Below are 21,230 nucleotides of genomic sequence, written 5' to 3' on the forward strand. Positions count from 1 at the left end.
CCGCAATCACTCCGCCGCCAAAATCGTCCCTTCCACCTCGCCGAAGCCGACGCGATAGCCGTTGCCCTGGCACCAGCCGCGCATCACGAGGCTGTCGCCGTCTTCCAGGAAGGAGCGCTTGGCGCCGCCGGGCAATTCAACCGGCTCGGTGCCGTTCCAGCTGATCTCGAGCAAGCTGCCGCGCTGGTTCTTTTCCGGACCGGAGATGGTGCCGGACCCTAAGAGATCGCCGACATTCATGGCGCAGCCGGAGGAAGCGTGGTGCATGAGCTGCTGCACCGAGGACCAATACATGTACTTGAAATTGGTGCGGCTGATGCTGGCGGGCGCGTTGGCGCCGGCGGCGCGCAAGGAGACGTCGAGCTCGACATCGTAATTCTGCGGCCTGCCCTGCCTGAGATAATCGAGCGGCACCGGCTGCTGCTCCGGTCCGTTCAGGCGGAACGGCTCCAGCGCCTCGCGCGTCACCACCCAGGGGCTGATCGAGGTCGCGAACGCTTTGGCCAGGAACGGACCGAGCGGCACATATTCCCATTGCTGGATATCGCGCGCGCTCCAGTCGTTGAGCAGCACGAAGCCGAAGATCATCTCTTCGGCCTGTTGCTCGCTCAGCATGCCGCCCATCGGCGAGGATTGGCCGATCACGACGCCCATCTCCAGCTCGAAATCGAGCCGCTTGCAGGGCCCGAAGCTCGGCACCTCGACATTCGGCGGCTTCAGCTGCCCGTACGGCCGCTTCACCTGGGTGCCTGAAACCACCACTGTCGAGGCGCGGCCGTTATAGGCGATCGGCATATGCAGCCAGTTTGGCTGCAGCGCATTGTCCTTGCCGCGGAACATCACGCCGACATTGGTGGCGTGCTCCTTCGACGAATAGAAATCGGTATAGCCGGAGACGGCGAACGGCAGATGCAGCCTGGCATCGCGCATCGGCACGAGCGCGCGGCTACGCAGTTCCCCATTGTCACGCAGCTCAGGATGATCGGCCCGCAGAAGCTCACTGATCCGCGCCCGGGTCTTGGCCCAGACCTTTGGCCCCAGCGTCATGAAGGGATTGAGCGAGGGCCCGGAGAACACCCCGAGCGGGCCGACATCGAGGCGGGATTCCTGCTCGAGCTCCCAGAGATCGAGCACGTAATCGCCGATCGCGACACCGACGCGCGGCGTCGGATTGGCCGCCGTCGAGAACACGCCGTAGGGCAGGTTCTGGATCGGGAAGTCGGAGGCGGAATCGATCTCAATGAAGGAGCGGAGGCTGGGGTCGTTGGGGTGGGGCATTGGTTTCCCGTGGCGCAGCGGTGAGGGTGTCACCCTCCCCTGGAGGGGGAGGGACGGCTCATATTGAGCGCAGCGAAATATGAGACGGGGTGGGGTGATCTCTCAACGCGGGCAGTGTTCCTTGCGGAGAGACCGTCACCCCACCCCGTCCCATATTCCGCTTCGCTGCATGCGTAACGACCCTCCCCCTCCAGGGGAGGGTAAGAGAGACTACGGCTTGTTCGGATCGAACCGCTTCTCGAGCCCCTTCCAGCAATCCGCGTAGTCGTCCTGCAGCGTGGACGCGTTCGCGGCGTGGGCGGTGACGCGCTGCGGGTAGCGGGTCTCGAACATGAAGGCCATCGTCCCCGTCAGCTTCACCGGCTTCAATTCGCCGTTGCTGGCATGCTCGAAGGCGTCGCGATCGGGGCCGTGCGGCAGCATGCAATTGTGCAAGGAGATGCCGCCGGGGACGAAGCCTTGCGGCTTGGCATCGTAGACGCCGTAGATCAGGCCCATGAACTCGCTCATGATGTTCATGTGGTACCAGGGCGGCCGGAAGGTGTTGTCGGCGACCATCCAGCGCTCGGGGAAGATCACGAAGTCGATATTCGCGGTGCCCGCCGTCTCCGACGGCGAAGTGAGAACCGTGAAGATCGAGGGATCGGGATGATCGAAGCCGATTGCGCCGACCGGCGAGAAGGTGCGCAGATCGTATTTGTAGGGCGCGTAATTGCCGTGCCAGGCGACGACGTCGATCGGCGAATGCGGCAGAGTGGTCTTGAACAGCGAGCCGCCCCATTTCACGTAGAGCTCGGTCGGCGTGTCCTTGTCCTCGTAATGCGCGACGGGGGTGAGGAAGTCGCGGGCGTTGGCAAGGCAATTGGCGCCGATCGGCCCGCGCTCCGGCAGCGTGAACGCACCGCCGTAGTTCTCGCAGAGATAGCCGCGCGCCGGCCCGTTCGGAATCTCGACGCGGAACTTGACGCCGCGCGGGATCACCACGATCTCGCCGGGCTCGGCGTCGATGCGGCCGAACTCGGTGACGAGGCGAAGATTGCCCTGCTGAAGCACGAACATCAGCTCGCCGTCGGCATTGTAGAAATGCTGGTCCACCATCGATTTGGTGATGAGGTAGACATGCGCGGCCATGCCGGCCTGCGTGTTCACGTCGCCCGCCGTCGTCATGGTCTGCACGCCCTGAACGAAGGTCACCTCGTCCTTCGGAAGCGGCGTCGGGTCCCAGCGCATCTGCGCGATCGGCAGATCGTATTCATGGCACGGCGCCGAACGCCACAGGCCGGCATCGGCTTTCTCGAAGCGGCCGGAATGCTTCACCGAGGGGCGGATGCGATAGAGCCAGGAGCGCTCATTGGTGCCGCGCGGCGCGGTGAAGGGCGAGCCGGAGAGCTGCTCCGCGTAGAGCCCGTAGGCGCAGCGCTGCGGCGAGTTGCGCCCGATCGGCAGCGCGCCCGGTAGCGCTTCGGTCTCGAAGCTGTTGCCGAAGCCGGACATGTAGCCCGGCGTCACCTGGGCCGAGCTTCGGATGATCTGATCGGGCGAGGTGTTGATGTTCATCACTATCCTCCTCCTTGCAGGGCTGCCCACATGTCCTGGTCGCGCTTGTCGGTCCAGATCACGGGATCGTCGATCCCCGACGCCTCGTCATAGGCACGCGACACGTTGAACGGCAGGCAGTGCTCGTAGATGGCGAAGCTGTGGAATTTCGGATCCATCACCTCGCGGGTCGCCGCCATCGATTCCTTCAGCGTGCGACCCTTGGCCACCGAGATTTCGGCCGCGCCATAGAGCGAGGTGACGAAATCGCGCGTCATCGCGATGGCTTCGCGCACCGTGGCGGTGCCGTTGAGCGCATCGCCGCGGCCCGGCGCGATCGCCTTGGGATTGAAGTTGCGGATCTCGTTCAGCGTCATCGGCCATTCGCGCAAATGCGCATCGCCGCAATAGCAGGCCGAGTGATATTCGATGAGATCGCCGGAGAACATCACTTCGGCATCAGGCACCCAGGCGACGATGTCACCGGAGGTGTGGCCGGCCCCGAGCTGCATCAGCCGCACTTCGCGCTTGCCCAGATAAATCGACATCTCGCCTTCGAACGTGAGCGTCGGCCAGGTCAGGCCGGGGATGCTCGAGGCGTCCTGGAACAGTCGCGGGAAGCGGCCGTACTCGGAATCCCAATCCTGCTTGCCGCGCTCCTCGATCAGCCGATAGGTCTCCTGCGAGGCAACGATGCCTTGCGCCTTGTAGGCGGAGGCCCCTAACACGCGCACGGCGTGATAGTGCGACAGCACCACATATTTGATCGGCTTGTCGGTCACAGTGCGGACGCGCTCGATCACCTTGTTGGCCATCGCCGGCGTCGCCTGCGCGTCGAACACCAGGCAGCCGTCGTCGCCGACGATCACGGCGGTGTTCGGATCGCCCTCGGCGGTGAAGGCATAGAGATCGGTCCCAATCTCGGAGAAGGTGATTTTCTTTTCCGAGAGGTCACCGGTGGATGCGAAGTTCTTCGCCATCAATTCGTCCTTTGAGTCTTTTGGGTTATTGTTGTTGCTGTTGTTGTTGCTGCTGGCCGTCGATCATGCGGCGCTTGGCAAGCTCGATCGCCTCGCGCAGCACACCGATGTCGCCGATATGGTTGGCGAGGATCAGCACCAGAGCCGCGTCGAAATCAGCGCTTTGCTCCTCGGTGAACCCGCGATGCGCTTCGACGATGGCGCGAAAGGCATCGTCCGGCCGCGCAAAGTTGGAGCTGGTTGACAACGGCATGCGAAACCTCAATTGAGCCCTTGAGCCTGCGACAACGCCGCCGCGATCGCGGCGCGCGTCGGATGGCGGAAGCGCGCGGCGACATAGCCATCGGGCCTCAGCAGATAGGCTGTATCAGGCGCGGCGTCGTAGCGCTTTGCGACGAGGCCCGAGGGATCGGCAAGTCCGCCCTCGCCACCGATGCGAACATTCTTGAGGCCATCGGGCACATCAATGGCCGCGCCATTGTTGAACGAGAGCAGGGTGAAGTCCGTTCCACCCTTGCGGAAGGCGTCTGTCAGATAGGCCTGCTCGGCAATTGGCGCATCGAGCATGGAGCACCCTGGCGACGGTCCGCCGCCCCACGCATCTGCATCCGGCGACGACAACGGAGAGTCGTAGCTGCACGGCACCGACAGGCGCCCGCCATTGACCATGCGCTTGCCGAACTCGGTCTCCTTGGCCAGCGACAGCACCGCCTTGCGCAGCCGCGCTTCCTGATGCGAGTTCGGCGCCATGAAATCGGTCGAGCGGGTGGATTCGCGAATGTTCTCGTCGGCCGCCAGGCTGCGCTCGGCATGATAGCTCTCGAGCAGGCTTGCGGGCGAGGTGCCGCGCAGCACGCGATCGAGCTTCCAGGACAGATTTTCCGCGTCCTCGAGCCCGGAATTGGCGCCGCGGGCACCGAACGGCGAGACCTGATGCGCGGAATCGCCGGCAAAAATCACGCGGCCATGGATGAACCGGTCCATCCGCCGGCACTGGAATTTGTACAGCGAGATCCACTCGAACTCGAACTTGTCGTGGCCGAGCATGCGCGCGATCCGCGGCCGCACGTTCTCCGGCTTCTTCTCGACCACCGGATCGGCGTAGCGATTGAGCTGGAGGTCGATACGCCAGACGTCGTCGGGTTGCCGGTGCAGCAAGGCGGAGCGGCCGGCGTGGAACGGCGGATCGAACCAGAACCAGCGTTCGGTCGGGAATTCCGCGGTCATCTTGACATCGGCGATCAGGAACTGGTCCTCGAACACTTGCCCCGCAAACTCGGCGCCGACCATCTGCCGCAGCGAGGAGCGGGCGCCGTCGCAGGCGATCACATATTGCGCATGCAAACGGTAGGCGCCCTCCGGGGTTTCGATCGTCAATGCGACGGAATCATTGCGCTGCTCCAGCGCCGTCGCCTTGTTGCGCCAGCGCAGGTCGATCTCAGGCAGATCGCTGATACGATCGACCAGATAGGCTTCGGCGTAGTATTGCTGGAGATTGATGAAGGCGGGCCGCTTGTGGCCGTCCTCGGGCAGGAGGTTGAACTGGTAGAGCAGAGACTCTCCGTGGAAGATCCGGCCGACGCTCCACACCACGCCCTTGGCGACCATGCGGTCGCCGACGCCGAGCCGGTCCCAATATTCCAGCGACCGCTTCGAGAAGCAGATCGCGCGCGAGCCCTCGCCGATGCGGTCGGCATCATCCAGAAGGACGACGCGCTGGCCGCGCTGGGCAAGGTCGATCGCGAGCGACAGCCCGACCGGGCCGGCGCCGACAACCACGACCGGATGCTCGGCCGGGCCTTGGCCGGCGCGGTCCTGATCGGCATGGCGGCGATAGCCGAACTGGGCTTTGGCCTGATAGGTCGTGGCCTGCGCCATACTCGAACCTCGGCTCTGGTCAGGAGAGGCCTGATCTGCTAGATAGTCTCACGTGCAACTATTTTGGACCGGAGCCGGCCGGCCGTCAACTGGAATTCGGAGCGCGCTCCTTGGCGAGGACATCCAGCGACATCGCACTGAAGGCACGCGAAGCCGACGAGGCCTCCGTGCGACCAAAGGCACGGCTCGACCTGTTCAAGTTCGTGCCGTTCCGCCTCAACCGGCTCGCAGCGGAAGTCAGTTCCGCGCTCGCGGTCGAATACCAGGAGCGGCACGGTCTCGACATTCCGGCCTGGCGCGTGATCGCCACGCTCGGGTTCCGCAACGATGCCTGTAGCGCGCAATACATCGCGCAATGCACCCGCACGCACAAATCCACCATCAGCCGCGCGGTGACTGCGCTGCTCAACGAGGATCTGATCGAGCGGGTCGAGAACGAAGCCGACCGCCGCGAATTCCGCCTGCAACTGACGAAGAAGGGCCGCGCGCTCTACGAAGAGCTGTTCCCGCAGCTGCTGCGGCGGGAAGACGAAATCCTCGCCTGCCTCTCCGCGCAGGAGCGCAAGCAGCTCTCGGTGCTGCTCGGCAAAATCGAAGCGAATCTCGATCTGATCCAGACCAGCGAAGAGGCCGACGCGAAAGAGGCGTATTAGGACGCCTACTCATGGAGGCGCAGACGTCGGCTTTTGGGAGTCCGGTTGAGAAAGCTTGGTAGGCCCGTGACGGCAGTGGCGAATATAGCGATGCTCCTTATGGCGCTTATCGCAACTCGTGCATACGCCGTTGACATGGGTTATCTGGCTCCCCCCGGAGTCGCTGCAAACAAGTTTCCCTCACCGCAGCGCCCGATCGCTCGAATCGTCAGCCCGCGCCGCTCCGCCGACGAGCGCCGCGACGCCCTCAATGAGGCCGGTCAAATCGCACGCGTTCTTGAACTGAAACCAGGTATGACAGTCGGTGACATTGGAGCAGGCAGTGGCTACTACACGGTCAGGCTCTCGCACCTCGTCGGACCCGCCGGCTCTGTCGTTGCCCAGGACGTCACGCGGGATTACCTCGTCGAACTCGCCAGGCGAACAAATCTTCTGAAGTTGACGAACGTGCAATTCGCGCTCGGCGAACCCCACGACCCGCGTCTGCCCGCTTCCTCGCTGGACGCCGCAATCCTTGCGCATATGTATCACGAGATAGCCCAACCCTATGCCTTCCTCTACAATCTCGCGCCCGCCTTGAAGCAGGGTGCGCGGGTGGGAATTGTTGATCTTGAGCTTCCGACGTCGAAGCACGGCACGCCAATTGCGCTCTTGCGCTGCGAATTAACTGCCGTCGGCTATCGCGAGGTCGCCACATATAAGCTCGCAGGGGACGGAGGATACCTGGCGATATTCTCTCCCCCGGAGCTAGCGGCTCGAAAATCTCCCCGCGATATCGTTGCTTGTGTGGATCCTGCCGGCACTCGTTGAAACCATATCTGCCGCCCGTCCCGGAGACCGCACACGTCCGAAGAAAAGGTCAGACCGGAATTGCCGATCGAGACTCAAACCCGGCGCTCGCGATCCGGCTCGGCGAGAGCGAAGCGAGTCTCGATCTGATCCAGACCAGCAAAGAGGCCGACGCCAAGCAGGCGTATTAGCCGACGCTGTCATTCCGGGGCGCCGAAAGCGGCGAACCCGGAATCCAGAGATTGTGGCGCGCGATTCTCAAGTGCGCAACTGCGCACCATAGTTCGCGCTTCGCGCGCCCCGGAAATGACGGCTTCGCCCTCACTTCGCAAACGACCTTGTCGGCGGCAGATGCAGCGCCCAGGCGTCGACCTTGTCGCTGGCGCGCGGATAAATTTCCGTCACGATCGGATCATGGCCGGGAATGAACCTGTCAGGATGGCCGGAGAGACGCTCGATCGTCTCCCAACCCACCGCCATGTCGCCGACATTGTAGACAATCGGGAACGGGCTCTTGCGCTGCAGATTGGCGTAGTAATGCGCGGCATCGGATGCCAGCACCACCTGCCCGCGCGCGGTCTCGACCCTGACTACCTGCAGGCCGTCCGAATGGCCGCCGACGCGATGCACGGTGACGCCGGGCGCGACCTCGCCATCGCCGGAATAGAAGGTGACGCGCTCGCCATAGACGTGGCGCACCATCTGCGTGACGTGCTCGACCGAGAACGGATGTCGCAGCAGTCCGTTGCACATGCAGCGCCCGGTCGCGTAGGCCATCTCGCGCTCCTGGAGGTGGAAGCGCGCATTCTGGAAGCGATCGAGATTGCCGGCGTGGTCGTAATGCAGATGCGTCACGATGACGTCGCGAATGCTTGACGCCGCGACGCCAAAGCGCTCCAGCGCATCGACCGGATTGAGCGTCAGCTTGCGCGCCCGCGCGCTCGCCTCCTCGGCATTGAAGCCGGTGTCGACCAGGATGTCGCGGCCGCCCCCGCGGATCAGCCAGACGAAATAGTCGAGGTCCTGCGCCGCGCTGTCATGCGGATCGGGCTGAAGGAAGTTCATGCTGGGGGTGCGCGGCGACATCGTCGCATAGCGCAGGGCGTAAATCTCGTAGGCGTTTCCCATGGTTTTTGCTTTTGCTTTGCTTTTCTGAGTGGATCTTCGGCACGATCCTGCGCACCAAGCCATTCTCCGCTGCAAAGGTCAAACGCCGCGCCGCATCACGGCGGCAGGCCTTTCAATGTGAGACCAATCACATTTTCGTCGCCATGGAGTCCCTAACGTCCGCCGGTAAGATCGAGCCGGATCACGTCGAGCACAAACATGACAGCCTGTTTATCCTCCCTGCGGCGCACCCAGGCGTTGCGGTCAATCGTCGCGATAACGCCGAATCTCCAAGCAGCCCCGTCCCCGGTTTGATAATGCAGGAAGCGTAAGTTAAGGTCGCCGCGGCGCAAGCTGGGAACGGCGCCTTTTTGGCTGGACCGCGCTGATTATGAAAATTCGCTTCTTTTTTCTTCTGCCCTTGCTCGTCTCGCTCGTCCCGACTGCCCCATCGCTTGCGGCCGGTGACCGCTTTGCGCTGGTCATCGGCAACGCCAAATATCCGGATGCGGATGCCCCGCTGAAGGAACCGATCAACGATGCCCGTGACGTCGCCGACGAGCTCAAGCGCGACGGCTTTTCGGTCGAGATCGGCGAGAATCTGACCGGCGACGGCATGCGCCGCGCCTTCGACAAGCTCTACGGCAAGATCAAGCCGGGATCGGTGGCGCTGGTGTTCTTCAGCGGCTTCGGCATCCAGTCGGCGCGCCAGAGCTACATGCTGCCGATCGATGCGCAGATCTGGACCGAATCCGACGTGCGCCGCGACGGTTTCAGCCTCGAGACCGTCCTCGGCGAGCTCAACACCCGCGGCGCCGGCGTCAAGATCGCGCTGGTCGACGCTAGCAGGCGCAATCCGTTCGAGCGCCGGTTCCGCAGCTTCTCGGCCGGCCTGACCCCGGTGATCGCGCCGAACGGAACGCTGGTGATGTATTCGGCGGCGCTGGCCTCGGTGGTCTCCGACGCCGGCGGCGAGCACAGCCTGTTCGTCCAGGAGCTCCTGAAGGAAATCCGGGTCCCCGACCTGATGGCCGAGGAGACGCTGAACCGGACCAAGATGGGAGTCACCCGGGCTTCGCGCGGCGAGCAGGTGCCTTGGATATCCTCTTCATTGGCCGAAGATTTCTCGTTCAGCCCGGGAGCCGGCGGATCGCGTCCGGCGCCTAGCGCGCCGCCCGCGCCTCCCGCGCCGCCGCCGGTGGTCGCCAACAACCCGCCGCCGTCACCGCCCGCGGCGCCGACACCGCCTCCGCCGCCGAAGCCGGCCGACACCGCGGCGGCACCCGCGCCTGCTTCTCCACCTCCTGCGCCTGCGCCGGCCCCCACGCCGAAGCCGCAGGTCGAGGCCGCCCTGCCCCCGCCGCCACCGCCGGTCAAACCGATTGATCCCGCTCCGGCACCGAGCACCGACAGCGGGCCGAGCGCCGCCGCGCTGGCCGACGATCCCACGATCAAGAGCCTGACCTCCAAGATCGCCGCCAATCCTGATGACGTGAACGCGCTGTACCGGCGCGGCCAGGTCTATGCCAGCAAGGGCGCCTACAACCTCGCCATCAAGGATTTCGACGACACGCTCCGGATCAACACCAAGGATGTCGAGGCGCTGAACAACCGCTGCTGGACCCGCACCGTGGTCGGCGACCTCCAGGGCGCGCTGAAGGATTGCAACGAGGCGTTGCGGCTGCGGCCCAACTTCGTCGACGCGCTGGACAGCCGCGGGCTCGTCAACCTCAAATCGGGCGCGGTCAAGAATGCCATCGCCGATTTCGATGCGGCCCTGAGGATCAACCCGCGTCTGACCTCCTCGCTTTATGGGCGCGGCCTCGCCAAGCAGCGCAATGGCTCCGCCCAGGAAGGCGCGCTTGATATCGCCAATGCCAAAGCGATGGATCCGAACATCGTTCAGGAGTTCGCAAGCTACGGAGTGCGCTAGTATTTTTTTGAATTGAGGCAGGCGGCGCCTCGAACCCCTGGTGGCCCAGGGAAGACTAACGAACGGATGCCGCAGGCAGCCTTCCCCGGGGGGCTCATTGCAGGAACTTTGGCAGGAATTTTCGAACCGCGCGAGCTCGCTGCGCAGGAGGGACTGGCTATGAAATCGGCTGCAAAGGGACTTACCGCGATTCTGTCCATCATCACTCTTGGCGCTGCGCTGTCGCTGCCGGCCTTCGCCGGCGATGACGGCAACAGCAAGAACGTCACCGAGGACGACATCGTCCGCGCGCTGGCGCCGCCGGCCAAGAAGCCCCTGACCCGCGGCCTCTCGCTCGCCCCCCAGGCCGATCCCGCGCCGAACGCCGCCGAGAGCAAGCTGATCCAGTCGGTGCGCGGCCGCTCGACGCGTTCGCTGTCCTCGACCGAGCGCGAGGAAATCGCATCGGTCGCCAAGGACAAGCCGAACATCGATCTCGAAATCACGTTCGACTACAACTCCGCCAATATCAGCGCCAAGTCGATGCCATCCGTGCAGGCGCTCGGTCGCGCGCTGACCAGTCCCGACCTGAAGGGCTCCACCTTCGTGGTGGCCGGCCACACCGATGCCGCCGGGGGCGAAACCTACAACCAGGACCTGTCGGAACGCCGCGCGGATGCGATCAAGCGCTACCTCGTCGACAAGTACAGCATCTCCGCCACCGACCTCGTCACCGTCGGCTATGGCAAGAGCAAGCTGAAAAATCCGAGCCAGCCGATGGCCGAGGCCAACCGCCGCGTGCAGGTCGTCAACATGGAAAACAAGACCACCGCATCGAAGTGAGCACGACAAAATCCTCTGAAGTGACAAGTCGTGATGTGGTGTAAAGTCTCGCTTCCAGAGCGCGTCCCGCAGCCTTGCGGGACGCCGCTTTGTTTCAGGGAAATGCTCTCGATGGGCCTCGCGCGGATGGCCGTGAGCCAGGCCAGGATGATCCGGCGATGAACCTCTCCGAATATCTCAAGCCTGCCGGAACCGTGATGTTCGTCGTCGCGCTCGGCGTCGGCTATTACCTATTCGAGCATCGCAAGCGCGCCGAGCCGAAGGAGACGCAGAGCGAGGCGCTCGTCATCGTGACGAAGTCGACCAATGCCTGCTTCTCCGACCTTGTACGGGTGACCGGCTTCTTCGTGCCGCGCCGCGAGGCCGTGGTCATCGCCGACCAGGAGGGATCCAAGGTCACCGATCTCTTCGTCACCGAGGGCACCGTCGTTGCCGACAACCAGGAGCTGGCGCGCCTGACCGCGCCGCCGCAGATCCCGGGCCAGCCGCAGAGACCCGGTCCGCAAGGCCCGATCTCGCTGAAATCTCCTGCGCCGGGCCTCATCACCGAGGTCCGCACCATCGTCGGCGCGCCCGCTTCCCCGCAGGCCGGCCCGATGTTCCGCATCGCCGTGAACAACGAGATCGAGCTCGATGCTCAGGTTCCGGCGGTGCACATGCCCAAGCTCAACTCCGGCGCCACCGTGCGCATCAGCCGCGATGACGCGCCTGATCTGATCGGCCGGGTCCGGCTGGTTGCGCCCGAGATCGACCGCGCCACGCAGCTCGGCCGCGTCCGCATCAGCGTCACCAACAATCCGTCGCTGAAGGTCGGCGTGTTCGCCCGCGCCTCGATCGACGCCAAGCGAAGCTGCGGCGTCTCGATCCCCAAGACCGCGATCGACCATCTCACCATTCAGGTCGTCAAGGGCAACATCATCGAGACGCGCAAGGTGCGGGTCGGGCTCTCGTCCGACAACGCGACGGAAATTCTGGAGGGCCTCGACGTCGGCGAAATCGTCGTGGCCGACGCCGGCTCTTCGCTCCATGACGGCGACCAGATCAAGACCATGTTCGCCGATGAACTCGATCGCACGCGGGTACGCTGATGGCTCTCAATATCTCGGCTTGGTCGATCCGGAATCCGCTGCCGTCGGTCGTCTTCTCGATCATTCTTCTGATCCTCGGCTGGGTGTCTTTCACCAAGCTCGCGGTGACGCGGCTGCCTTCGGCCGATATTCCCGTGATCTCGGTCGTGGTGTCGCAGTTCGGCGCGGCGCCCGCCGAGCTCGAATCGCAGGTGACCAAGACGGTCGAAGACGCCGTCTCCGGCGTCGAGGGCGTGCGGCACATCACCTCACAGATCACCGACGGTGTGTCGGTCACCACCATCCAGTTCGCGCTGGAGACCAACACCGACCGCGCGCTCAACGACGTCAAGGACGCGGTGACGCGTGTGCGCTCGAACCTGCCGCAGAACGTCACCGAGCCGCTGATCCAGCGCGTCGACGTCATCGGCCTGCCGATCGTCACCTATGCCGCGATCTCGCCCGGCAAGACGCCGGAGCAGCTCTCCTACTTCGTCGACGACGTGGTCAAGCGCGCACTGCAAGGCGTGCGCGGCGTCGCCCAGGTCGAGCGCATCGGCGGTGTCGAGCGCGAAATTCTGGTCTCGCTCGATCCCGACCGTTTGCAGGCGATGGGGCTGACCGCGGTCAATGTCAGCCAGAGCCTGCGCGGCACCAATGTCGACGTCGCCGGCGGCCGCGCCGAGATCGGCAAGAACGACCAGGCGATCCGCACGCTCGCCGGCGCCAAGACGCTGAGCGATCTCGCCGGCACCATGATCCCGCTGTTCGGCGGCGGCGAGGTCCGGCTCGACGACCTCGGCACCGTCACCGACACCATCGCGGACCGCCGCACCTTCGCACGCTTCAACGGCGAGCCGATCGTCGCGCTCGGTATCAAGCGCTCCAAGGGCGCCAGCGACGTCAAGGTGGCCGAGGCCGTGCAGAAGCGCATCGACGTACTCAAGGCCGCCTATCCCGACGTCGACCTGAAGGTGATCGACACCTCGGTCGAATATACCAACGGCAATTACCACGCGGCGATCTCGACCCTGTTCGAAGGCGCCATCCTCGCCGTCGTCATCGTGCTCTTGTTCCTGCGCGACCTGCGCGCCACCATCATCGCCGCGATCTCGCTGCCCTTGTCGATCTTCCCGGCGTTCTGGGCGATGGACCTGCTCGGCTTCTCGCTGAACCTCGTCAGCTTCCTCGCCATTACGCTATCGACGGGTATTCTGGTCGACGACGCCATCGTCGAGATCGAGAACATCGTCAGGCACATGAACATGGGCAAGTCGCCCTATCGTGCCGCCCTCGAAGCCGCCGACGAGATCGGCCTCGCGGTGATCGCGATCTCGCTCACCATCATCGCGATCTTCGCACCGGCGAGCTTCATGTCGGGCATCGCCGGACAGTTCTTCAAGCAGTTCGGCATCACCGTCTCGGTGCAGGTGTTCTTCTCGCTGCTCGCCGCGCGCTTCGTCACGCCGGTGCTCGCCGCCTACTTCCTCAAGCCCGGCACTCACGAAGAACCGCCGCCCGGCCGCGTGCTGCGGGCCTATCACCGGATCGTGGCCTGGTCGGTAAAACACTATTTCATCACGGTGCTGGTCGGCTTCGGCATCTTCGCCGCCTCGATCTGGAGCATTACACTGTTGCCGCAGGGTTTTCTGCCGGCGCAGGATAGTTCGCGCTCACTGCTGGCCCTCGAGCTGCCGCCGGGCACCCAGCTTGCCTATACCGAAAAGGTCACCGAGGACATCGTCGCGCGGCTGCGCAAGCGGCCCGAGGTGAAGAGCATCTTCGTCGACGGCGGGCGCGTCCCGCCGGGCACCCAGGAAGTCCGGCGCGCCGCACTGATCATCAACTACACGCCCAAGGATGCCCGCGACATCACCCAGCGCGAGCTCGAATTCTCGATCAGCCAGGAGCTGGAGAACATCCCAGACATCCGCTTCTGGTTCCTCGACGAGAACGGTCTGCGCGCCATCTCGCTGGTCGTGACCGGTGTCGACGCCAACATCGTGAACAATTTCGCGAGCGAGCTCGCGACGCAGATGAAGCGGATTCCGACCATCTCCAACGTGATCTCGGAAACCACGCTGGAGCGGCCCGAGCTGCGCGTCGAACCGCGCGCCGATCTCGCGGCGCGGCTCGGCGTCTCGACTGAAAGCCTGTCGCAGACCATCCGCGTCGCCACCATCGGCGACGTCGGACCCGCGCTCGCCAAGTTCGACGTCGGCGACCGTCTGGTGCCGATCCGCGTGCAGCTCGAGGATGCCGCGCGCGGCAATCTGAAGACGCTGGAACAGTTGCGCGTGCCGCTCGGCGAGCACGGCGAGAAGGGCGGCGTGCCGCTCTCGGTCATCGCCGACGTCAAGCTCGACCAGGGTCCGACCAGCATCAACCGCTACGATCGCGAACGGCAGGCGACGGTCGCCGCCGACCTCGTCGGCTCCGCCGCACTCGGCGACGCCACCAAGAAGATCTACGATCTGCCGGTGATGAAGAGCCGGCCGAAGGGCGTGAAGGTCTCTCCCTCCGGCGACGCTGAAAGCCTCAACGAGCTGTCCGACGGCTTCGCCACCGCTATCACGGCGGGCCTGATGATGGTCTACGCCGTGCTGGTGCTGCTGTTCGGCACCTTCCTGCAGCCGATCACCATCCTGTTCTCGCTGCCGCTCTCGATCGGCGGCGCCATCGCGGCCCTGCTCCTCACCGGCAAGCAGCTGACCACGCCGGTGTGGATCGGCATTCTGATGCTGATGGGCATCGTCACCAAGAACGCGATCATGCTGGTGGAATTCGCGATCGAAGCCATTCACGCCGGCAAGCCGCGCGAAGAGGCGATGATCGACGCCGGCATGAAGCGCGCCCGTCCGATCGTGATGACCACGATCGCGATGGCCGCGGGCATGATGCCGAGCGCACTCGCGGTCGGCGCCGGCGGCGAGTTCCGCTCGCCGATGGCGCTCGCGGTGATCGGCGGCCTGATCTTCTCCACCATCCTGTCGCTGGTGTTCGTGCCCGCGATGTTCATGGTGATGGACGATTTTGGCGCCCTGATCTGGCGCTTCGCCAAGCGGCTGATCGTGCACAGCGAGGACGCCGAGACGGACAGTCATCACGGCGCGGCGCCGGCACCGAAAGACGTCGCCCACCGTGCTGCGGAGTGAAATTCCAGGCGAGTGGCCGGAGGGGCGCGTTAACGCAGGGCGCCTTCAAGGCGCTATGTTACCCCAATAGCTTTCACGCGGATCACGCTCGATCCTGCTGTCTGCACCGGCAAGCCCTGCATTCGTAGGCTACGTTCGGCTGCGCCCTACTCGTTCCGGGCGATCGCGGTCAGCTTGGTCATGTTCCGCAGCAGGATGCGGCCACGCTGAAGATCGAGGATCGCTTCCTTGCGCCAGGCCTGCAGCTGGCGGTTGACGCTCTCGCGGGCGGCGCCGACGAAGACGCCGAGCTGCTCCTGCGAGATGTGCACCTCGGAACCGAAATCGGCGGCCAGCGCGCAGAGCCGCCGTGCGAGGCGCACCGGCAGCGGCTGCAGCATGGATTCCTCCATGCGCTCGCTCTGCCAGCGGATGCGCTGGCACAGCAATGCGATGATCTTGATCGCGACCTTCGGCTCGCGTTCGAGGAAGCTGAGAAAATCTTCGCGCCGCAGCACGAACAATTCGCTGGCCTCGCCAGCGGTCGCATCCGCGGTCCGATTCTGGCCGTCCAGCACCGCGACTTCGCCGAACAGGTCGCCGGGGCCCATGAAATTGAGCGTGAGCCGGCTGCCGTCGGAGGCACCTGTCTCGATGCGGACCTGGCCGCGGCGCACGCCGAACAGCGCGTTGCCAGGATCGCCCTTCTGGAACAGCACCTCGCCGTTCCCCAGATGCTGGGTGTGACAGAGATTGGACAGCCGCTGGAGCTCGTCTGCACCGAGATCCGCGAACATCGCGTTCATCTTCAAAATGACCGCAAATTCGGCCTGCTTGCTCATTTCAATGTCCTTGTGAAGTCCTGGTCAGTCATCTTGTCAGACGCTTGGCAAATCGCTTGAAACCATCACCATCAGGATCGCGTAAAACCGCGCCGGGGAAGTGTGTCATAAGTCACATAACTTTGCAGCACCCCCTGACTATTTTTACGCGCTTGGAGCCGCTTCCCGTCCGGGGATAAACTCGGCCGCGAAGGATGGATAACCGGCGGGATTCGACGCCGATTGTCCGTCAGTGGAAAGTCGAGATGAGAGCAGTAAAATTCGCCGGCGCGGCATTGGCCGCCGTCATCATCGTGATCGCACTCCTGCTGGTGGTCGGAATCCCCTCGGGCTTCCTGACGTCGACGATCGCCTCGCGCGTCGAGAGCGCGACCGGCTATCGTCTGTCGATCGACGGCACCACCAAGATCAGCCTGTGGCCGACGCTGAACGTCACCCTGAACGACCTCTCGCTTGCCGATCCCCGGGATCGCAGCGGCATCACGCGCCTGACGATCGACAGCGTGCAGGCCGACATGTCGCTCTCCAGCGTGTGGTCGGGCCGCCCTGAGATCCGCGAGCTGATCGTCACCCATCCGGTGCTTTACCAGCCGCTGCTGCGGGAGCGCCTGCCGAATGCGGGAGGCTCGTCGAAGCCGCCACTCGCGCTCGACGCGGATGGCGCGACCATCGACCGCGTCAAGATCACCGACGGCGAAGTCGCATTCTCGCGCGTGCGCGACCGCGTCGAGGGCCGCATCAGTGCCATCAACGCCGACGCGACCATCGGCCGCGACCGCAAGGTCAACATCACCGGCACCGCGCGCGTCGGCGACCACCCGACCAAGTTCGACATCAAGGCGACCACGCCGGCGCCGCCGGCCGACCGGCCGACGATCCCGGTGGATTTCGCCATCGACATGCCCGACGTGTTGAAGTCTCAGCTCAACGGTCATGCCGAGATGCGAATGAACGGCGACGTCGTGATGATCAACGGCGTGAATGGCCGGCTCGGCGATGGCACATTCAACGGCTGGGCTTCGGTCGACATTGCCAGTAAGCCGCTGGTCAAGCTCGACCTCGACTTCCAGCGGCTGGCGATTCCGCTGGCGAAATCGCCGGAGGGCGCCGCCGGGCAGCCCTGGAGCAATGCGCCGATCGACGTCTCCGGGCTCAATTATGTCGATGCGCAAGTGCGGATCTCCGCGAACGAAGCCGTGATCGGTGATGCCCGCATCGCACCTCTGGCGCTCGATGCGAAGCTCGCCGGCGGCGTGCTGAAGGCGGGGACCGCCAATCTCGGCGCCTATGGCGGCCAGGTCGCTGGCGAGGTGATCCTCGATGCAACCACCGGCGCGCCGAGCTTTGCCATGCATTCCGATCTCGTCGGCGTGCGCGCGCTGCCGCTGCTTCAGGGCCTCGCCGAATTCGACCGCATCGATGGCAAGCTGCAGGCCAAGCTCGCTCTTCGCAGCGCGGGCGCCAGCCAGCGCGCGCTGATGGCGAACATGCAGGGCACGGCCTTCGTCAATTTCCAGGACGGCGCCATCCGCGGCATCAATGTCGCGCAGATGATCCGTTCGCTGACATCGGGCACGCTGTCCGGCTGGCAGGACAACCAGAATGCCGGCCAGGAGCAAAGCACCGACCTGTCGCAGCTTTCGGCCTCGTTCCGCATCGACAAGGGCCAGGCGGTGACAACCGATCTCAACCTGATCGGGCCGCTGGTGCGCGTCACCGGCGCGGGCACCATCGCCCTCGACACCAAGATGATGGGTTTTCGCGTCGAGCCGAAGCTGGTGATGACGACCGAAGGTCAGGGCCGCGCCAATGAGCCCGTTGGCTTCGGCATTCCCGTGATGATCCAGGGCAGCTGGTCGCAGCCCAAGATCTACCCCGACATGGCCGGCATGCTGGACAATCCCGACGCCGCCTATGCCAAGCTGCGCGAGATGGGCAAGGGCCTGTTCGGCCCTGATGGCGCCGGGCTCGGCAACATTCTGGGCAGCCTTGGTCTCGGCGGCACGCCTGCGCCCGGCGGCAATGCGGCCGGCAACGCCAATCCGCAAGCCCAGCAGCCGGGCCAGAACAATCTGCTCGGCGGTCCGCTGGGGGAGGCGATCGGCAATTTGATTCAGCAGGGACTTTCCAGCGGCGCCGGAAGCAGCACCGGCGCCGCGCCGGGCAGTGGCCGCAGCCGGAGCCTGCCGGCAACGCCCTCCACGCCCGCGCCGCAGGCCTCGCCCGCGGCTCCGGCCCTTGAGGACCCGCCGGTCGCGCAGCAGGACAGTCAGCCAATGAACGACGTGCTGCGGCAACTCTTTAACCGGTGATTGGCGGATTGGCGGGCTTAGCTCCACGGCAATCCCCTTACATCAGCTTCCCCGCCACCGGCTTCCTCCGAACGGATGAGGCTGCGGCAACTCACCGGCCTTTCGCCGGCCCCCGCGTCCACAGGGAGTAACCACGCCGGCCGGTCCCCGGCCGGCGCGGCGGTCCTTTGGCCCAAATTGTGATAGAACGGCCGGGAAGGGCCTGCATGGCCCGTGAGCGCCGGCGTCGATGGCGGCGCGAGAGGATCGGGATGGCAGGAGCGAACGACAAGACACGGTTTCTGCGCGAGGGCCTGTTCGCTAAATACGTCGTCTCCCTCGTCGGCCTCGTCGTGTTCGTGCTCGCCGTCAACGGCGCGATGGAGACCTGGATCTCCTACCGCGCCACCAAGACCCAGCTGACCGACGGGCTGGAGGACAAGGCGCAAGCCGCCGCCCGGCGGATCGAGCAGTCGATCTCCGAGCTCGATCGCCAGATCAGCTGGGTGACGCGGGCGAGCCAGGACACCCTCGAAAAGCGCCGTGCCGACTACGCATCGCTGCTGCACCAGGTCTCGGTCGTCAACCAGCTGTTCCAGCTCAACGGCGAGGGCCGCGAGGTGCTGCGCGTCTCGCGCCAGTCGACCACCACCGGCAGCAATGCCGACCTCTCCCGCGACATGCGCTTCACCGACACCGTCGCCCGCGGCGTCAGCTATGCGCCGGCCTGGTTCGCCGACCGGACGCCGTTCATGTCGATCTCGGTGGCGCATTCCGGCTTCAATGCCGGCGTCACCGTGGCAGAGATCGACCTCAGCTTTCTCTCCGATTTCCTGTCCGACGCGCAGGTCGGCAAGGCCGCCTTTGCCTATGTCGTCGATCCCCGCGGCCGCGTGCTGGCGACGTCGTCGAAGGGGCCCGATGTCGGCAAGGATTTGTCGAAGCTGCCGCAGGTGGCGGCCGCGATCGCGCCTGGCCATGAGGGCGACAGTTCGGGCACCGACTTCAACGGCCATGCGGTGATGAGCGCGGCGAGCACGGTGCCGAAACTCGGCTGGAGCGTGCTGTTCGAGCAGCCGACCACGCAGGCCCTGACGCCGATACGCGACCAGCTGGTGCGCATCGCGCTCTTGATCGGCATGGGCCTCATGGTCGCGATCCTTGCCGGCACGCTGCTCGCCCGCCGCATGATCATTCCGATCACGGCGCTGCGCGACGGCGCCTACAGGCTCGGCGAGGGCGATTTCAATCACCGCATCGAAGTGCGCACCTCGGACGAGCTGGAAGATCTTGCCGGTCAGTTCAACCGCATGGCCGGCCAGATCCAGGAGACCTATTCGGACCTGGAGACCAAGGTCGAGGAGCGCACGCGCGATCTGGCGCAGTCGATCAACGAGCTGAAGGTGCTGGAGGAGGTCGGCCGCGCCGTCGCCTCCTCGCTCGATCTCAACGCCGTGCTGCCGACGATCGCCGCGCGCGCGATCGAGATCACCCATGCCGATGCGGTGCTGATCTACGGCTTCGATGCCGAGACGCGGCGCTTCAACCTGGTCGAGGCCAACGGTATCGACAAATCCGCCGACGGCGCCCATGTCACCATCGACGAAGGCCAGAACATCCTGAGCGATGCCGCCGAAAGCGGCGAGCCGATCGCGATCGCCGAGCTTGGCGCCGCCGCCGAGCAGCCGCTGCGCGAGGTCGCCATCGCGGCCGGCTTCCACTCGGTGCTGGTGGTGCCGCTGGTCGACCAGCAGGGCACGCTCGGCTCGCTGGTGGTGCTGCGCCGCGCGAACGGCGAGTTCGCCGCCAGCATCATCGGCCTGATGCGCACCTTCGCCAACCAGGCCGTGCTGGCGATGCGCAATGCGCGGCTGTTCACCGAGGTCGACCACAAGAGCCACGCCCTGGAGACGGCCAACGAGACCGTGCGCGCCCAGGCCGATAAGCTGCGCGAGCAGACCGAGCAATTGAAGAACTGGAACAAGTCGCTCGAGGAGCGCGTCAAGACCCAGCTCGGCGAGATCGAGCGCATCCGCAAGCTCGAGCGTTTCCTGGCGCCGCAGGTGGCGCAGCTGATCGCCTCCTCCGACAGCCCGGAAGGACTGCTCACCAGCCAGCGCCGCGAAGTGACCGTGGTGTTCTGCGATCTGCGCGGCTTCACCGCGTTCACGGAAGCGACCGAGCCGGAAGAGGCGATGAACGTACTGCGCGAATATCACGCCGCGCTCGGCAAGCTGATCTTCAAATATGAAGGCACGCTCGACAAATATGCCGGCGACGGCGTGATGATCCTGTTCAACGCGCCGATCCAGTTCGAGGACCACACCAAGCGCGCCGTGAAGATGGCGGTGGAGATGCGCGACACCATCGGCCCGCTGACCGAGCGCTGGCGCAACCGCGGGCACAGCCTCGGCTTCGGCATCGGCATCGCGGTCGGCTATGCCACGCTCGGCCAGGTCGGCTTCGAGCAGCGGCTGGAATATGCCGCGATCGGCAGCGTCACCAACCTCGCCTCGCGCCTCTGCGGCGAAGCCAAGCCCAACCAGATCGTGGTAAGCCGCCGCGTCTACGGCATCGTCGAGCCCTGGGTCGAAGCGCGCGCCCTCGACGATCTCCAGCTCAAAGGCTTCAATCACCCCGTGCTGGCGATGGAGATCTTGAACTGGCGCGAGGAAGTCGAGAACGTGGTGGACGCCTCGGCGGTGCGGCGAAGGGGGTAAAGCTGGCGTTGGCGCTGGTGTAGCCCGGATGGAGCGAAGCGAAATCCGGGGTCGTGCCACAAGCGACGGCAGTCCCGGATTGCGCTTCGCTCCATCCGGGCTACAGGCCATTGTATCGCTCACCGACAGCATTTCACGATCGATCCCGCGGCACATTGCGCCCGGGTTTTGCTTGGTCTAGCCACCCTTCGAAATGGAAG

General features: G+C 64.9%; 16 protein-coding genes. 8 read left to right on the forward strand and 8 right to left on the reverse strand.

Translation table 11 applies throughout. The features are described from left to right. Window positions 1-6 precede the first annotated feature (6 nt). From fahA to A3AS_RS0132035, 5 genes are all read right to left on the reverse strand, one after another. Window positions 7-1,278, reverse strand: coding sequence for a fumarylacetoacetase (gene fahA / locus A3AS_RS0132015; RefSeq protein ID WP_018321569.1), 1,272 nt, complete (start codon window positions 1,276-1,278; stop codon window positions 7-9). Window positions 1,279-1,488: 210 nt separating this feature from the next. Continuing rightward, window positions 1,489-2,835: a homogentisate 1,2-dioxygenase gene (gene hmgA, locus A3AS_RS0132020; protein ID WP_026202579.1), complete on the reverse strand. Its 1,347-nt coding sequence runs from the start codon at window positions 2,833-2,835 to the stop codon at window positions 1,489-1,491. Window positions 2,836-2,837: 2 nt separating this feature from the next. Next, entirely contained in the window at window positions 2,838-3,794 is a 957-nt protein-coding gene (locus A3AS_RS0132025) for an MBL fold metallo-hydrolase (RefSeq protein ID WP_018321571.1), read from the reverse strand. 25 nt (window positions 3,795-3,819) lie between these two features. Beyond that, on the reverse strand, window positions 3,820-4,047 hold the full coding sequence (locus A3AS_RS0132030) for a DUF2783 domain-containing protein (RefSeq protein WP_018321572.1): 228 nt from the start codon (window positions 4,045-4,047) through the stop codon (window positions 3,820-3,822). Between the two features lie 8 nt (window positions 4,048-4,055). Beyond that, window positions 4,056-5,672 (reverse strand): FAD-dependent oxidoreductase, encoded by a 1,617-nt coding sequence (locus A3AS_RS0132035; RefSeq protein ID WP_018321573.1) that lies wholly within the window; start codon window positions 5,670-5,672, stop codon window positions 4,056-4,058. A gap of 110 nt (window positions 5,673-5,782) precedes the next feature. On the opposite strand from A3AS_RS0132035, the gene A3AS_RS0132040 reads away from it, so the two are divergent. Both A3AS_RS0132040 and A3AS_RS0132045 read left to right on the forward strand, forming a co-directional pair. Continuing rightward, on the forward strand, window positions 5,783-6,325 hold the full coding sequence (locus A3AS_RS0132040) for a MarR family winged helix-turn-helix transcriptional regulator (protein ID WP_018321574.1): 543 nt from the start codon (window positions 5,783-5,785) through the stop codon (window positions 6,323-6,325). Window positions 6,326-6,415: 90 nt separating this feature from the next. Further along, the gene (locus A3AS_RS0132045; RefSeq protein ID WP_018321575.1) at window positions 6,416-7,135 is read left to right on the forward strand and encodes a methyltransferase domain-containing protein; all 720 of its coding nucleotides are present in this window, start codon (window positions 6,416-6,418) and stop codon (window positions 7,133-7,135) included. A 300-nt stretch (window positions 7,136-7,435) separates the two neighbouring features. Here A3AS_RS0132045 and A3AS_RS0132055 read toward each other — a convergent pair whose 3' ends face one another. Continuing rightward, window positions 7,436-8,242 (reverse strand): N-acyl homoserine lactonase family protein, encoded by an 807-nt coding sequence (locus A3AS_RS0132055; RefSeq protein WP_026202581.1) that lies wholly within the window; start codon window positions 8,240-8,242, stop codon window positions 7,436-7,438. Window positions 8,243-8,394: 152 nt separating this feature from the next. Next, window positions 8,395-8,574, reverse strand: coding sequence for a hypothetical protein (locus A3AS_RS47800; protein ID WP_018321578.1), 180 nt, complete (start codon window positions 8,572-8,574; stop codon window positions 8,395-8,397). Window positions 8,575-8,612: 38 nt separating this feature from the next. On the opposite strand from A3AS_RS47800, the gene A3AS_RS0132065 reads away from it, so the two are divergent. From A3AS_RS0132065 to A3AS_RS0132080, 4 genes are all read left to right on the forward strand, one after another. Beyond that, on the forward strand, window positions 8,613-10,154 hold the full coding sequence (locus tag A3AS_RS0132065; RefSeq protein ID WP_018321579.1) for a caspase family protein: 1,542 nt from the start codon (window positions 8,613-8,615) through the stop codon (window positions 10,152-10,154). Window positions 10,155-10,313: 159 nt separating this feature from the next. Continuing rightward, on the forward strand, window positions 10,314-10,976 hold the full coding sequence (locus A3AS_RS0132070; protein WP_026202583.1) for an OmpA family protein: 663 nt from the start codon (window positions 10,314-10,316) through the stop codon (window positions 10,974-10,976). Between the two features lie 158 nt (window positions 10,977-11,134). Continuing rightward, entirely contained in the window at window positions 11,135-12,064 is a 930-nt protein-coding gene (locus A3AS_RS0132075; protein ID WP_018321581.1) for an efflux RND transporter periplasmic adaptor subunit, read from the forward strand. Then, window positions 12,064-15,198 (forward strand): efflux RND transporter permease subunit, encoded by a 3,135-nt coding sequence (locus A3AS_RS0132080; RefSeq protein WP_018321582.1) that lies wholly within the window; start codon window positions 12,064-12,066, stop codon window positions 15,196-15,198. The genes A3AS_RS0132075 and A3AS_RS0132080 overlap by 1 nt, the downstream gene beginning before the upstream one ends. Window positions 15,199-15,344: 146 nt before the next feature. Here the strand turns inward: A3AS_RS0132080 and A3AS_RS0132085 are convergent, their stop codons facing one another. Next, a complete protein-coding gene (locus tag A3AS_RS0132085; RefSeq protein ID WP_018321583.1) occupies window positions 15,345-16,019 on the reverse strand; it encodes a Crp/Fnr family transcriptional regulator in 675 nt (224 codons plus the stop codon). Window positions 16,020-16,264: 245 nt separating this feature from the next. Here A3AS_RS0132085 and A3AS_RS0132090 point away from each other — a divergent pair, with 245 nt between their 5' ends. Together A3AS_RS0132090 and A3AS_RS0132095 are read left to right on the forward strand one after the other, a co-directional pair. Further along, the gene (locus A3AS_RS0132090) at window positions 16,265-18,331 is read left to right on the forward strand and encodes an AsmA family protein (protein ID WP_018321584.1); all 2,067 of its coding nucleotides are present in this window, start codon (window positions 16,265-16,267) and stop codon (window positions 18,329-18,331) included. A 251-nt stretch (window positions 18,332-18,582) separates the two neighbouring features. Then, complete coding sequence (locus tag A3AS_RS0132095; RefSeq protein ID WP_018321585.1) at window positions 18,583-21,030, forward strand: adenylate/guanylate cyclase domain-containing protein; 2,448 nt, start codon at window positions 18,583-18,585, stop codon at window positions 21,028-21,030. Window positions 21,031-21,230 lie beyond the last annotated feature (200 nt).

The sequence above is a fragment of the Bradyrhizobium sp. WSM2793 genome, assembly GCF_000379585.1.
GTDB lineage: Bacteria > Pseudomonadota > Alphaproteobacteria > Rhizobiales > Xanthobacteraceae > Bradyrhizobium.